Origin of the sequence: Pseudomonas sp. PAMC 25886 (assembly GCF_000242655.1) — a bacterium.
GTDB lineage: Bacteria > Pseudomonadota > Gammaproteobacteria > Pseudomonadales > Pseudomonadaceae > Aquipseudomonas.
On record NZ_AHHC01000020.1, the window covers coordinates 309948 to 323848 of the forward strand.

A 13901-nucleotide genomic window follows, 5' to 3' on the forward strand; every position below is an offset into this window, starting at 1 on the left:
TGGTGAGCGGGCTTGCCCCGCGCGAGGCAAGCTCGCTCACCACAAGTGTTTTGCCAGCCCTTAAACCGGCTTGGCGCCCATCAACCCGGCAATCGCCACAAACCCCACCAGGCTCACCACCGCCAGCGCCACGGTGAAGTTCACACTCCCCGCCCCTCCCAACCGCAGTCGATTAAGCCGCGCCACCAGCCAGAACCAGCTCAGTGCCGCCACGGTGTAGATCACGCTGGAGCCCAGAATCCACGTTTGCCCCAGCGGCCAGCCGATCAAGTGCACCAGCCACCAGCCGGTGAACGGCATGCTCACCACGCAAATGCCCATCAACAGCCACACAAACACCCACGGCCGCTGCACGGTATAGGCAGGCCCTGCGCTGCGTTTGCGCCAGGCCAGCACCGCCAGCGCAATGCCGCTGAGCAGCAGCAACACCGTGGCCGCGATGTGGATAACTTTAAGGGTGGTCAGCGTTTCCATGTTCTCGATTCCTTGAAGGCCGCCCAGTCAGCGTAGTCGCTCAACCGAGGAACAGCTGGTAGGCCGGGTTATCACTTTCATCCCAGTATGGGTAGCCAATGGCCTCCAGCGCCGCTGGCACCAGGTGACGCTCGTCCGCCGGCACTTGCAGGCCCGCCACTACACGCCCGTCGGCGGCGCCGTGGTTGCGATAGTGGAACATCGAGATGTTCCAGCGCCCGCCCAATTTGTTAAGAAAGTTGAACAGCGCCCCCGGACGCTCCGGGAATTCGAAGCGGAACACCACTTCATCGCTGACGTGCGCCGCATGGCCACCGACCATATGACGGATGTGCAGCTTGGCCAGTTCGTTTTCCGTCAGGTCCAGCACCGGGAAACCCTGGCGGGTGAGGCTGGCGATCAGCGCGCTGCGCGGGTCGTTTTCCGGGTGGGTCTGCACGCCGACAAAAATGTGCGCCTCGCGACCGGAGTGGTAGCGGTAGTTGAATTCGGTGATCTGGCGCTTGCCCACGGCTTCGCAGAAGGCCTTGAAGCTGCCCGGCTTCTCGGGGATGGTCACGGCGATGATGGCTTCGCGGCCTTCACCCAGCTCGGCGCGCTCGGCCACGTGGCGCAGGCGGTCGAAGTTGACGTTGGCCCCGGAATCGATGGCCACCAGGGTTTGCCCGGTGATACCACGGGTCTCGACGTATTTCTTGATACCCGCCACGCCCAGGGCGCCGGCAGGTTCTGTGATCGAGCGGGTGTCGTCGTAGATATCCTTGATCGCCGCGCAGATTTCATCGGTGCTGACGGTGATCACTTCATCCACATAATCCTTGCAGATGTCGAAGGTGTGCTGGCCGATCTGCGCCACCGCCACGCCGTCGGCGAAGATGCCCACGGTCGGCAATACCACGCGTTCGCCCGCGGCCATGGCGGCTTGCAGGCAGTTGGAGTCGTCCGGCTCGACGCCGATGATCTTGATTTCGGGCCGCAGGTACTTCACGTACGCCGCGATACCGGCGATCAGGCCGCCGCCGCCCACCGGGACGAAAATCGCGTCCAGCGGCCCCGGGTGCTGGCGCAGGATCTCCATCGCCACGGTGCCCTGCCCGGCAATGGTGTGCGGATCATCGTAGGGGTGAATGTAGACGTAGCCTTTTTCGTCGACCAGCTTCAGCGAATAAGCCAGGGCTTCCGGGAAAGAATCACCGTGCAGCACCACTTTGCCGCCACGGGAGCGCACGCCTTCGACCTTGATCTCGGGGGTGGTCTTGGGCATCACGATGGTGGCCTTGACCCCCAGCACCTTGGCGGCCAGGGCCAGGCCCTGGGCGTGGTTGCCCGCTGAGGCGGTGACCACGCCGCGCGCACGTTCTTCGGCGCTCAGTTGGGTCAACTTGTTGTAGGCGCCGCGAATCTTGAACGAGAACACCGGCTGCAAGTCTTCGCGCTTGAGCCAGACCGTGTTGCCCAGCCGCTCGGAGAGCTGGCGGGCGGTCTGCAGCGGGGTTTCTACGGCAACGTCGTAAACGCGCGAGGTGAGGATCTTTTTGACGTACTGTTCAAGCATCGGAAAGCATCACTGGGCGGGTTGGGCAGGGCCAAGGAGTCTAACCCAGCGTTTGGCCGGGCGACCACACGAAAACCGAGGTTTTGTTGGGTTATACTCGCGCCCCTCTTTACTCCCCGCCCGTTCCGGAGCCCGCATGACCCAGGATCAACTCAAACAGGCAGTGGCCCAGGCCGCCGTCGATTTAATCCTTCCTAAACTCGACGATAAAAGCATCGTCGGTGTCGGCACCGGTTCCACCGCCAATTGCTTTATCGATGCGCTGGCCCTGCACAAGGGCGCGTTCGACGGCGCGGTCGCCAGCTCCGAAGCCACGGCTGCACGGCTCAAGGGCCACGGTATTCCGGTGTATGAGCTGAACACCGTCAGCGACCTGGAGTTCTACGTCGACGGCGCCGATGAAAGCGATGCCCACCTGAACCTGATCAAGGGCGGCGGCGCGGCCCTGACCCGCGAGAAGATCGTCGCGGCCGTGGCCAAGACCTTCATCTGCATCGCCGACGCCAGCAAGCTGGTGCCGGTACTCGGCGCGTTCCCGCTGCCCGTGGAAGTGATCCCGATGGCCCGCAGCCACGTGGCCCGCGAGCTGGTGAAGCTGGGCGGCGACCCGGTGTACCGCGAAGGTGTGCTGACCGACAACGGCAACATCATCATCGACGTGTTCAACATGCAGATCACCAACCCGGTGGAACTGGAGCGCCAGATCAACGCGATCGTCGGCGTCGTCACCAACGGTTTGTTTGCGGCCCGTCCGGCTGACGTATTGCTGCTGGGCACCGCGGAAGGCGTGAAAACCCTCAAGGCATAAAAGCACCACAGGCCCAGTGTGGGAGCTGGCTTGCCTGCGATGGCATCGCCCCGGTACTACTGAAAGACCGCGTCGCCTGCATCGCAGGCAAGCCAGCTCCCACATTCGATCCTCGCCATGGCTGGGATCGGGTTCATTTCTTGAACACATAGAACAAGTTCGGCTCACTGACCATGTACAACGTGCCGTCGTTGTCCATGGCAATCCCTTCGGCCTGAGGCACGCGCTGCTTCAGGCCATGGCGCCCCTTGAGCAGCGACAGACTGCTCAGGGGACGACCGTCGATATCCAGTTCCAGCACCAGGAATGACTCATCCGACAGCGCCAGCAGATGGCCGCTGCGCTCATCGTATTGCAGGCTCGACAGGTCGCGCACAAACAACCCGGCATCACGCTTGGGGTTGTTGATCACGTGCACCGAATAGGTTTTTTCCGGTTTGAAATGGGGAAAGCCGTGGACCTCGTAGATCAGCATCGGGTCGCGTTCCTTGGCCACAAACAGGCGCTTGCCCACCGAGTCATAGGCCAGGCCTTCGAAACCCTTGTTGCCGCCCAGGTGCACGCCGAGGGTCATCTGCTCGGCGTCGGCGGCGTCGAGGAACCGGGTGTCGTCATCCACGTGGACCTTGATCAGCCGCTGTTGGCGCTCGTCGCTGATGACGTAGGTGTTGTCGCTGATGTACTCCACGGCCTCGGCATCGCCAAAGCCTACCAGCGCAATACGCCGCAGGATTTTGCCGTCCAGGGACAGCTCGACCAGCTCGGCGTTTTTGTTGGTGACGGTAAACAGGCTGTTGCGCACCGGATCAAAAGTCAGGGCCGAGACATCATCGTTGAGGCCGTCGATCACCTGTGCTTCCAGGCTCACCTGATAATCCCCCAGGCCAATGGAATGCTCACCGGCGGGATGGCGCCACGACTGCCAGTTGAACCAGGCACGCTCGAACAGGCGCAGTTGCTGAGCGACCACGCCGACAGCCACCAGGGCGATCAGGATCAGAATGAAAAAAGCGGGTTTGGGACGGGCAAGTCGACGCATCAGGGCGGGGCTCAAAGTGAAAACTGGCGAATGAATATCACGGTCGCCTGAATTTAAACTTAAACGCCCCGGGTGTCTGGCGAATGCCGCAGATAGAGAAAAATCTGACGTAATCGAACTACTGTGCCTGCTTCTCGAATCGATAGAACAGATTCGGCTCGCTGACGATGTACAGCGTGCCGTTCTCGTCCATCGTCACGCCTTCGGCACGGGGAATGGTGTTCTTCAAGCCATTGAAGCCGCCGAGCAAGGTCATGAAGCTGACTTGCTCGCCCTTCTCGTCCAACTCCAGCAGCAGGTGGGAATCGGCCGACAGCGCCAGCAGATGGCCGGTACGCGGGTCGACCGTCAGCGCCGAGAGGTTGCGCATGTCCAACTCACTGTTGGCGAGCTTTTGCTTGTCGCCGGTGAGCGTCTGGCTGCCGTCGCTTTTCCAGGTGAACAGCGCCGGTGGCCGCTCTTCGCCGAGAATCAGCTGTTGGTTGCGCTTGTCCCAGGTGATCGCCTCAAAGGCTTTGTTCTGGTCTTTCGAGGGGCCGAGGTCATAGGACGGGAAGTCGGCTTTGTTCAACTGCTGAGTCTGGGGGTCGACCTTGATAATGGTCAGGCTGTGCTGGCGCTCATCGACCACGGCCATCAGGCCGTTTTCCATCATGGTCACGCCTTCCGGGTTGTTCCAGCCGTTGAGCGGCATCTTGCGCAGCACGTCGCCTTGCAGGGTCAATTCAACCAGGAACGGGTTCTTGCCCATCACCGAAAACAGGGTTTTGGTCTGCGGGTTATAGGCCAGGTCCGAGGCTTCGTCTTTCTCCATGCCGGGTAACAGCTTGGCGTCGATCACCGCGTGATAGTCCGGGAGCCAGACGCTTTCCAGGCGCTCGGTCGGGGTCTCGAAGCGCTCCGCCACCCACAACAAGCCGCGGTCGTCCCAGTGCATCGCCCAGGCCACGCCATAGATGATCGCGCCAGCCAGGAACAACCAGGAATACCAGCGCATGGCGAGGCGGGAACGCAGCGTAGGTTTTACGGATGGGAGAGGCACGGCCATTACGCTTTCCAGAAAGTCAGCTTTAGGGGATAGCACAGGATCAGAGGGTCCGCGCGCAGGAGGCTGAGGATTATCCGGATGGGGTGTGAAAAAAATGCAAAAACAGATAACACCCGTAGGAGCCGGCTTGCCGGCGATAGGATCACTGCAGTGCAACAGGTACACCGAGTCGATGCCATCGCCGGCAAGCCGGCTCCTACAAAGGCATGTTTAGCGCACGCTGCTTTCGAAGCGGCTCACACCCGGCAATTCCAGCACCAGCTCATCCCCCACATTCAGCGGGCCCACGCCTGCCGGTGTACCGGTGAGGATCACATCCCCGGCCTGCAGCGAGAAGCAGCCGGCCATGTACTGGATCATCGGGATGATCGGGTTGAGCATGATCGCGCTGTTGCCGTCCTGGCGCACTTCGCCATTGATGGTCAGGCGAATGCCGATGTCGGTCACGTCCGGGAAGGTGCTGCCGACGACGAACGGGGCAATCACCGCCGCGCCATCAAACGACTTGGCGATTTCCCACGGCAGGCCCTTGGCTTTCAGCTCGGCCTGTTTGTCCCGCAGGGTCAGGTCCAGGGCCGGGGCAAAACCGGAGATGGCGTCCAGCACTTCCTCACGGCTGGGCTTGGTCGACAACGGCTTGCCGATCAACACCGCGATTTCCGCTTCGTAATGCACTGAACCGCGCTCGGTAGGGATGGCGAAACCGCCTTCCAGCGCCACTACGCAGCTGCCTGGCTTGATAAACAGCAGCGGCTCGGTCGGTACCGGGTTATCCAGTTCCTTGGCGTGTTCGGCGTAGTTACGCCCGATGCACACCACTTTTCCCAGGGGAAAGTGAATATTGGTGCCGTCGACATACTTGTGCTGGTAGCTCATGGACCGACTCCTTCAGGGACTGTTAAACAGCGAAAATCTTGCCCGGGTTCATGATCCCGTTAGGGTCGAACACCGCTTTCACTGCCTTCATGTATTCAATTTCAACCGGCGAACGGCTGTAGGTCAGGTAATCGCGCTTGGTCATGCCCACGCCGTGTTCGGCGGAGATCGAGCCGTTGTACTTCTGCACGGTCTCGAACACCCACTTGTTGACGGTGGCGCACTTGGCGAAGAACTCGTCCTTGCTCAGGTTTTCCGGCTTGAGGATGTTCAAGTGCAGGTTGCCGTCGCCGATGTGACCGAACCAGACAATTTCGAAGTCCGGGTAGTGTTCGCCGACGATCGCGTCGATTTCCTTCAGGAATGCCGGCACTTTCGACACAGTCACCGAAATGTCGTTCTTGTACGGGGTCCAGTGGGAAATGGTCTCGGAGATGTACTCGCGCAGCTTCCACAGGTTGTGCAGTTGGGTTTCGCTCTGGCTCATCACGCCGTCCAGCACCCAGCCCTGCTCGACGCAGTGCTCGAAGGTTTCCAGGGCCTGGTTGGCCACCTCTTCGGTGGTCGCTTCAAATTCCAGCAGCGCGTAGAACGGGCAGTCGGACTCGAACGGCGCCGGCACATCGCCACGGCCGAGGACTTTGGCCAGGGCCTTGTCGGAGAAGAACTCGAAGGCCGTCAGGTCCAGCTTGCTCTGGAAGGCGTGCAGCACCGGCATGATCGAGTCGAAATCGGTGGTGCCCAGCACCATGGCGGTGAGGTTTTTCGGCGCACGGTCCAGGCGCATGGTCGCTTCGACCACAAAGCCCAGGGTGCCTTCAGCACCAATGAACAGCTGGCGCATGTCGTAGCCGGTGGCGTTCTTGATCAGGTCTTTGTTCAGCTCCAGCAGGTCGCCCTTGCCGGTGACGACCTTCATGCCGGCTACCCAGTTACGGGTCATGCCGTAGCGAATGACCTTGATCCCGCCGGCATTGGTGCCGATATTGCCGCCAATCTGGCTGGAACCGGACGAAGCGAAGTCCACCGGGTAATACAGGCCTTTTTCTTCGGCGACGTTCTGCAATTGCTTGGTGACCACGCCCGGCTGGCACACGGCGGTGCGGTCGGTGAGGTTCACGTCGAGGATCTGGTTCATATAGTCGAAGGACACAACCACTTCGCCATTCGCTGCAACGGCAGCGGCCGACAGGCCGGTGCGGCCACCGGACGGCACCAGCGCCACCTTGTGTTCATTGGCCCAACGGACGATGGCCTGCACCTGTTCGGTGGTCTTCGGGAAGACGATGGCGACCGGGGCCGGCGCGAAATGCTTGGTCCAGTCCTTGCCGTAAGCCTCAAGGGAGTCAGCATCGGTCAGGACCTTGCCAGGCTCAACCAGGGTCTTCAGCTCATCAATCAGGGCAGGATGGGTCATCGACAGAACTCTCGAACAATTCATGGTCATCCTGAGAACGCTTCACGTCGCAGGAATGGGTGTTTAGCGGGGCACGTATGCTAGCATACCGCCCCCGCAGGATAGTGCCCAAGGGCGTTCTGCGGTGACGGCTTTCCTGCCGTCCGGGTCAGCTCGCGCTGCTCGATTCCCTGCCATTTTTCTCCGGGATACAGGTTTACGCAGATGAGCAAGACTTCTCTCGATAAGAGCAAGATCAAGTTCCTTCTTCTGGAAGGCGTCCACCCATCGGCTGTCGACGTTCTGAAAGCCGCTGGGTACTCCAGCATTGAGTACATCACCAGTTCTCTGCCGGAAGCCCAGTTAAAGGAAAAGATCGCCGACGCGCACTTTATCGGCATTCGCTCCCGTACTCAGCTGACCGAAGAGATCTTCGATCACGCCAAGAAGTTGGTGGCTGTCGGCTGTTTCTGCATCGGCACCAACCAGGTCGACCTCAACGCAGCGCGCGAGCGCGGCATCGCGGTGTTCAACGCACCGTACTCCAACACCCGTTCCGTAGCCGAACTGGTATTGGCCGAGGCGATCCTGCTGTTGCGCGGCATTCCCGAGAAGAACGCTTCCTGCCACCGTGGCGGCTGGATCAAGAGCGCAGCCAACTCCTTCGAAATCCGCGGCAAGAAGCTGGGTATCGTCGGTTACGGCTCGATCGGCACTCAACTGTCGGTATTGGCCGAAGGCCTGGGCATGCAGGTGTTCTTCTACGACACCCTGACCAAGCTGCCGCTGGGCAACGCCACTCAGGTGTCGAGCCTGACCGAGCTGCTGGGTATGTCCGACATCGTAACCCTGCACGTACCGGAAACCGCTGAGACCCAGTGGATGATCGGCGAGAAGGAAATCCGCGCCATCAAGAAGGGCGGGATCCTGATCAACGCCGCACGCGGCACCGTGGTCGAGTTGGACGCCCTGGCCGACGCGATCAAGGACAAGCACCTGATCGGCGCCGCCATCGACGTGTTCCCGGTAGAGCCACGCTCTAACGACGACATCTTCGAAAGCCCGCTGCGTGGCCTGGACAACGTGATCCTGACCCCGCACATCGGCGGTTCCACCGCTGAAGCCCAAGCCAACATCGGCCTGGAAGTGTCGGAGAAATTGGTCAAGTACAGCGACAACGGTACGTCGGTGTCCTCGGTCAACTTCCCGGAAGTAGCGCTGCCGGCTCACCCTGGCAAGCACCGTCTGCTGCACATCCACCAGAACATCCCTGGCGTGATGATGGAGATCAACAAGGTCTTCGCGGAAAACGGCATCAACATTTCCGGTCAGTTCCTGCAGACCAACGAGAAAGTCGGCTACGTAGTGATCGACGTAGACGCCGAGTACTCGGACCTGGCGCAAGAGAAGCTGCAACACATCAACGGCACTATCCGTAGCCGCGTGTTGTTCTAATCGTTAAACGCGCACAAAAAAGGGAGACCCTCGGGTCTCCCTTTTTTGTCTGAACAAATCTTACTTGACGTTAACCGTGATGACTTTCGAGGCTACAGTCGGGTTGAACTGCATGTGCAGTTTGTCGCCGGCAACCAGTTGCAGGGTGTGCTTGCCTGGGGCGAGGGTCAGCTCGGTTTCGGTCTGGGCCTTGCCGTAGTGGATCACGGTGTCGGTGGCCGGGATCGGCACACTGGCGTCAGGCAATTCTTTCTGGTCGATCAGCAGATGGTGGTGGCCGGTGCCCGGGTCCTGACTGGTGGCCGGTGCCAGTTTCAGGCCTTCCATGCCGAATTTCACGGTGAAGGTCTTGTCGACGGTGGCGCCATCTTTCGGCGACACGATAAACACCTTGGCACCTTCAGGCGGCGCGCTACGCGGGATGCCATCGGCGGCGGTTGCCAGCATCGAAGCGCCCAATAGCAGGCTGGCCAGGGTTGCACGAGACAAAAGAGCTTTCATTCACTTCTCCAGTTTTTCCGGGAAATCTGTAGGGTTATGACAACTTCGCGACAAATTGCTGTCCAAGGCACTCAACACCATAGCAAAGCGAGCTTGAACAACGCCTCGCTCATTCGAATTCTTTAGGAGAGACCATGCGTTTCCTGCCTGGCCTGTTACTTTTACTGCCCCTTATGAGCCCCTTGGCCCATGCCGAACTGATCGACGATGTGTTTGACCGTGGTGAACTGCGCATCGCCCTGGAAGCCAATACCCCGCCATTCAACTTCAAGGAAGGCGACAAACTCACCGGCTTTGAAGTGGAGCTGGGTGAATTACTGGCCAAGGAAATGGACGTACGCCCCTCCTTTATCACCGTCGATGCCGCCGACTTGCTGCCCGGCGTGGAAAGCGCCAAGTACGACGTGGCAATCAACCATATCGCTATGACTCCTGAACTGGCGGATCGTTTCGACTTCAGCGAGCCCTACAGCTACTCCAGCGCGCAGCTGATCGTGCGCAAGCAGGAACAACGCCCGTTGGGCAGCTTTGCAGCGCTCAAGGGCAAGGCATTGGGCGTGGCCCAGGGCAGTCAGTTTGTCGAGCAGGCGCGCACCGCCGAAGGCGTTGATTTGCGCAGTTATGCCGATGCCAAACAGCCGATCAAGGACGTCGCCGACCAACAGATCGACGCGGCCATCAGTGACCGGTTGCTGATTCCCTACGCGATTCGCGACAGCGAGTTACCGGTGAAGGGAGGCGCAGATGTGGGCCCGACGTTGAGCCTGGCGATTCCGTTCCAGAAAGGTAACCCGGCGTTCAAGGCCAGCCTGGACAAGGCCCTGCAACGGGTGAAGGCCGATGGCCGGCTGACGGCGCTGTCGGAGAAATGGTTCGGGATGGATGCGAGCAAGCCAGTGGCCAAGGCCGAATAAACGACTCGGTCAGTGTAGGAGCTGGCTTGCCTGCGATAGCGGTGGGTCAGCACCAAAAATGTAGGCTGATACACTGCTATCGCAGGCAAGCCAGCTCCCACATTTTGATCTATGTCGGGCTTGAGAGTTTTGCCAGGGCCGCCGCCGCTTCAGGCAACTCCAGCTCACTGAACACCAGCACCCCATGGCGCTTGAGCAGCGCCGCCGTCACGCCTTCGCCGGTCACCTTCACGCCGGTAAACGTGCCGTCATAGGTCAGCAGGTTGCCGCAGGACGGGCTGTTGGCCTTGAGCACGGCGATACGGATGTCGTGGCGTTGCACCAACGCCAGCGCCTGGCGGGCACCCTCGAGAAAGGCTTCGCTGAAGTCTTCGCCCAGGGCCGTCAGCACCTGGGCGCGGCCCTCCCAGACATCAACCCCCTGCCCGCCCGGAATCTCGGCAGACGGGCGCGGCGTCGGCAAGCCACCCGCCACTTCCGGGCACACGGCAACCACTCGCCCTTCGGCCTGCCACGCGGCCAATTGGTCGAAAGGCCCGCTGGCCCCTCCGTCGTAGCGTACCCGGTGCCCCAGCAGGCAGCGGCTGACCAGAATCTTTTGCATCATCAGAACGGCTCGTTACCCCGCCGGCGAAACCAGCCGGTGAGGGACAGGCGTTCGCGGGTGGCGGGCAGGACTTCATGGGGGATTTCCCCCGACAGGAACACCACCAGGCAACCGCCGGTGGGCACCACATCGTATTCGACGTCGCCCTTGAGGTACATGCGCAACTGGCCACCGTGCTCCGGCAGCCAGGCGTTGTTCAAGTAGATCACCGCCGACACCATGCGCCGGTCGTCATCGCGAAAGCGGTCCACATGCCTGAGGTAAAACGCCCCCGGCGGGTACATCGCGAAGTGGCTTTCGAAGTCTTCCAGGCCCAGGAACAGGCCCCGGTTCATCGCCACCCGCAGGCTATCCATTAACTCCAGGTAGTTGTCGCAGGCCACCACTTCGCCCGGCTCCAGCCACTGGATATGGTCACCCCGAATGCCCTCGCGAATCTCCTGGGACGGCCCGCGTCCGACGGCTGCCGGTGCCAATTCACCTTCAGCGGCGCGTTTATGGCACTCAGCCGCGAGTTCGAGGGTCAGAGCCTCGGGCAGGAAGATATTCTGCTGCGACCAGCCTTGTGCGGCCAGGTCATCGACAATGCGTAACAGCAGCGGGTGATCGGAGGGTATGGGCATGGCGCGCATAGTATCCATACGCCTGTGAATCCGACAGAGCCGCCGAGCGTCTGAATACACTTTAGTCAGGTGACCGATAGGATTTCTCGACAAATCCTACGCCCGACACGGACAATAGTGGCCGACTGACAGGAGTCCCTATGCGTCGTTTGTTTTTTTCCCTGCTGATGTTCTGCGTTTTGCCCGCTTGGGCAGACGGCCATGACCAGTTGTACAAGGTCGCCGGCTGGGCAGACCAGCGCGCGCATTTTAATGACGCCCTCAGTGCCGCCCAGCAACGCTACCGCAACAGCTTGCCGCCGGCCGTGTATCAGGCGCTGGTGGATAACAGCAATAAACGCTTTGCGCCCCAGTCGGTAGACCAGCGGGCCGAGGCACAGCTGCGCAAGAACCTGGCAGACCCAAAGCCGGCCCTGGCCTTTTTCCAGTCGCCCCTTGGCCGCAAGATTGTCGCCGCCGAGCTGCTGGCGACCCGTCGCGATCAACTGGCGAAGAATGCCCAGGGCTTGCCGCATATGGAAGCCGACGCCACCCGCAGCCTGATCATCGGCCACCTGGCCCAGGCCCTGCCCGCGCGGGAAGCCGGGGCCGAAGTCAGCCTGGCGATCGCCGGTGTGGCCGCTGACAGTTTGAGCCAGATGATCCCCGGCCTGTTGGGCGGCGGTCAGGCCCAAGGCATGCTGAACGGTCAGCGCGAGCGGCTGATGCAGCAGATTGGCAATGACCTGAACAACACGCTGCTGTACGTCTACCGGGATTTGTCCGACCCGGAGCTGGAAGAGTTCGCGACGTTCGCGGAGTCGCCAGATGGCAAGGCTTACTACAAGGCGGCATTGGCGGCGATCCGGGCCGGGCTGGCGGTTGGGCAAAGTACTTCAAGCCTGGCACCGTAAACGATGTGGGAGCTGGCTTGCCTGCTCCCACAGGGAACAGCGTTATTTCAGGTGGTCGGTGAGAAACCTGAAGTATTGCTGCCGAATCTCTGGAATCTCATTCGCCAAATGATGCCTGCCGCGCGGCAGCATCAACACTTCCGGCTGGTCGAATTTGCTGCGCAGCACCTTCAGGTTGTGCTGCCAGTCCACCGTCATGTCTTCCTCGCCCTGCACGATCAACGGCCGTCGCGTACTGCGTGGCGCCGCTTCGATGCGCTTGATCCAGCGCGCCAGGGCGCCCACCCAGGCGGTCGGCAGCTGCCGAGGCTGCAGCGGGTCGGCCTCCAGGAACGGCTTGAACTGCGGGTCGTTGGTGTTATCGCTGAAGCGCCGGGCGATACCTTTGACGAACGGCCGGAGCAGGTAATAACTGAGCTGCGACCAACCCCAGGCGCGAGGCCGCACCAAGGGTGACAGCAGGAAGGTGTTGCCCTGGGCCGGGCTGTCGGCGCCGTGATTCAGCAGGTGATCCACCACGATAGCGCCGCCGGTGCTTTGCCCGAACAAATGCCACGGCTGCGGCAATTGCAGGGCCCTGGCCTGTTCAAACAGCGCCTGCACCACGTCCTGGTACACCGCAAAGTCATCGATGCTGGCCCGCTCGCCGCTGGACAGGCCATGGCCCGGCAAGTCGCAGGCGATCACCACAAAGCCCTGGTCCAGCGCCCAATCCACGGCGTTGCGGTACAGGCCCATATGGTCGTAGAAGCCATGGAACAGGAACATCGTTGCCACCGGAACGGGCGGCCACCAGACCTGGCAGACCACCTCGAACCCGTCCACCGCAAAGCGCCCCAGGCGGCTTGTTGCCGGCACCTTGCGGGCCGCCAGGTCGAGGCCGTAGAAGCGCTGGTAGACCCGGGCCTCGGCAGAAAGCGGCTGCGCGTCCACCAGGGGCTGCAAGCTTTCGCGTAGATGATCAGGGTCAAACGTAACGGGCATAAGAACTTCCAGACTGTGGCTTCAACGCGTTGAACAGATGAATATCGAGCCGCGATATTCATCTGTCAGGGCAAGCATGGCAAGCTACGCGTCCTCCGAGGATTGATCCAGATGCGACAGCCCTACCGCACCACCCTCTTCGCCAGCCTGATCGTGATTATTTGCGCCGGCGTGTTATGGGCGGCGTATGACTGGTTCCAGGGGCGCTACCTGCGGGCGTTCAGTGAGCATACGGCGGTGTTTTCCGGTGACAGCCTGAGCCTGCCCGCCGAGCTTGCCGGCCCCGGCCCCATCCGCCTGGTGCACTTCTGGGACCCGGCCTGCCCGTGCAACGTCGGCAACCAGCAGCACCTCGGCGAGCTGATCGAGCAGTACGCGCCCCAGGGCGTGGAGTTCTACTCCCTGCAAAAAGCCGGCAGCCACGGCCAACTGCCCGCCACCCTCGGCGCGATGAAGCCCCTCAAGGCCGTGCCCGGCGCCCAACACCTGCCTGCCAGCCCCGCCGTGGGCATCTGGGACCGCAGCGGCAAGCTCGCGTATTTCGGGCCGTACAGCGAAGGGCTGACGTGTAATTCGAGCAACAGCTTTATCGAACCCATCCTGCAAGCCCTCGAAGGCGGGCGCGAGGTCAATGCGACCCACACCCTGGCGGTAGGCTGCTATTGCGAGTGGAACGGGGAAACCTCTCCACCCTGACCGGGCGCAAGCTGAACAGACGCTGTTCGTTC

General features: G+C 61.3%; 15 protein-coding genes. 5 read left to right on the plus strand and 10 right to left on the minus strand.

The window, feature by feature from the left end; genetic code table 11:
* Nucleotides 1–60 precede the first annotated feature (60 nt).
* Nucleotides 61–474, minus strand: coding sequence for a DUF2269 family protein (locus tag MUM_RS0105370; RefSeq protein WP_010167799.1), 414 nt, complete (start codon nt 472–474; stop codon nt 61–63).
* A 40-nt stretch (nt 475–514) separates the two neighbouring features.
* Nucleotides 515–2029, minus strand: coding sequence for a threonine ammonia-lyase, biosynthetic (gene ilvA, locus MUM_RS0105375; protein ID WP_010167801.1), 1515 nt, complete (start codon nt 2027–2029; stop codon nt 515–517).
* A gap of 136 nt (nt 2030–2165) precedes the next feature.
* Here ilvA and rpiA point away from each other — a divergent pair, with 136 nt between their 5' ends.
* A complete protein-coding gene (gene rpiA / locus MUM_RS0105380) occupies nt 2166–2837 on the plus strand; it encodes a ribose-5-phosphate isomerase RpiA (RefSeq protein ID WP_003213836.1) in 672 nt (223 codons plus the stop codon).
* A gap of 133 nt (nt 2838–2970) precedes the next feature.
* On the opposite strand, the gene MUM_RS0105385 is transcribed toward rpiA, so the two are convergent.
* The 4 genes from MUM_RS0105385 to MUM_RS0105400 form a co-directional block, all read right to left on the minus strand.
* Nucleotides 2971–3876 (minus strand): SdiA-regulated domain-containing protein, encoded by a 906-nt coding sequence (locus MUM_RS0105385; RefSeq protein ID WP_010167803.1) that lies wholly within the window; start codon nt 3874–3876, stop codon nt 2971–2973.
* Nucleotides 3877–3994: 118 nt separating this feature from the next.
* Nucleotides 3995–4924, minus strand: coding sequence for an SdiA-regulated domain-containing protein (locus MUM_RS0105390; protein ID WP_010167804.1), 930 nt, complete (start codon nt 4922–4924; stop codon nt 3995–3997).
* A gap of 210 nt (nt 4925–5134) precedes the next feature.
* Nucleotides 5135–5800 carry a fumarylacetoacetate hydrolase family protein gene (locus MUM_RS0105395; protein WP_010167806.1) on the minus strand — a complete coding sequence of 222 codons (666 nt, stop codon included), beginning with the start codon at nt 5798–5800 and terminating at the stop codon, nt 5135–5137.
* A 22-nt stretch (nt 5801–5822) separates the two neighbouring features.
* The gene (locus MUM_RS0105400) at nt 5823–7217 is read right to left on the minus strand and encodes an FAD-binding oxidoreductase (protein WP_010167808.1); all 1395 of its coding nucleotides are present in this window, start codon (nt 7215–7217) and stop codon (nt 5823–5825) included.
* A gap of 204 nt (nt 7218–7421) precedes the next feature.
* On the opposite strand from MUM_RS0105400, the gene serA reads away from it, so the two are divergent.
* On the plus strand, nt 7422–8651 hold the full coding sequence (gene serA, locus MUM_RS0105405; RefSeq protein WP_010167810.1) for a phosphoglycerate dehydrogenase: 1230 nt from the start codon (nt 7422–7424) through the stop codon (nt 8649–8651).
* Nucleotides 8652–8711: 60 nt separating this feature from the next.
* On the opposite strand, the gene MUM_RS0105410 is transcribed toward serA, so the two are convergent.
* The gene (locus tag MUM_RS0105410) at nt 8712–9152 is read right to left on the minus strand and encodes a DUF4399 domain-containing protein (RefSeq protein ID WP_010167811.1); all 441 of its coding nucleotides are present in this window, start codon (nt 9150–9152) and stop codon (nt 8712–8714) included.
* Nucleotides 9153–9286: 134 nt separating this feature from the next.
* Between MUM_RS0105410 and MUM_RS0105415 the strand changes: the two genes are divergently transcribed.
* Nucleotides 9287–10066, plus strand: a complete 780-nt coding sequence (locus tag MUM_RS0105415) for a transporter substrate-binding domain-containing protein (RefSeq protein WP_010167812.1) — start codon at nt 9287–9289, stop codon at nt 10064–10066.
* Nucleotides 10067–10175: 109 nt separating this feature from the next.
* On the opposite strand, the gene MUM_RS0105420 is transcribed toward MUM_RS0105415, so the two are convergent.
* Together MUM_RS0105420 and MUM_RS0105425 are read right to left on the minus strand one after the other, a co-directional pair.
* On the minus strand, nt 10176–10670 hold the full coding sequence (locus tag MUM_RS0105420; RefSeq protein WP_010167813.1) for a DUF523 domain-containing protein: 495 nt from the start codon (nt 10668–10670) through the stop codon (nt 10176–10178).
* Between the two features lie 2 nt (nt 10671–10672).
* The gene (locus MUM_RS0105425) at nt 10673–11305 is read right to left on the minus strand and encodes a 2OG-Fe(II) oxygenase (protein ID WP_010167814.1); all 633 of its coding nucleotides are present in this window, start codon (nt 11303–11305) and stop codon (nt 10673–10675) included.
* Nucleotides 11306–11436: 131 nt separating this feature from the next.
* Between MUM_RS0105425 and MUM_RS0105430 the strand changes: the two genes are divergently transcribed.
* Entirely contained in the window at nt 11437–12189 is a 753-nt protein-coding gene (locus MUM_RS0105430; protein WP_010167815.1) for a DUF2059 domain-containing protein, read from the plus strand.
* A gap of 42 nt (nt 12190–12231) precedes the next feature.
* On the opposite strand, the gene MUM_RS0105435 is transcribed toward MUM_RS0105430, so the two are convergent.
* Entirely contained in the window at nt 12232–13173 is a 942-nt protein-coding gene (locus tag MUM_RS0105435) for an alpha/beta hydrolase (RefSeq protein WP_010167816.1), read from the minus strand.
* A 111-nt stretch (nt 13174–13284) separates the two neighbouring features.
* Between MUM_RS0105435 and MUM_RS0105440 the strand changes: the two genes are divergently transcribed.
* Nucleotides 13285–13869 carry a DUF6436 domain-containing protein gene (locus MUM_RS0105440; protein WP_010167817.1) on the plus strand — a complete coding sequence of 195 codons (585 nt, stop codon included), beginning with the start codon at nt 13285–13287 and terminating at the stop codon, nt 13867–13869.
* Nucleotides 13870–13901: the final 32 nt, after the last annotated feature.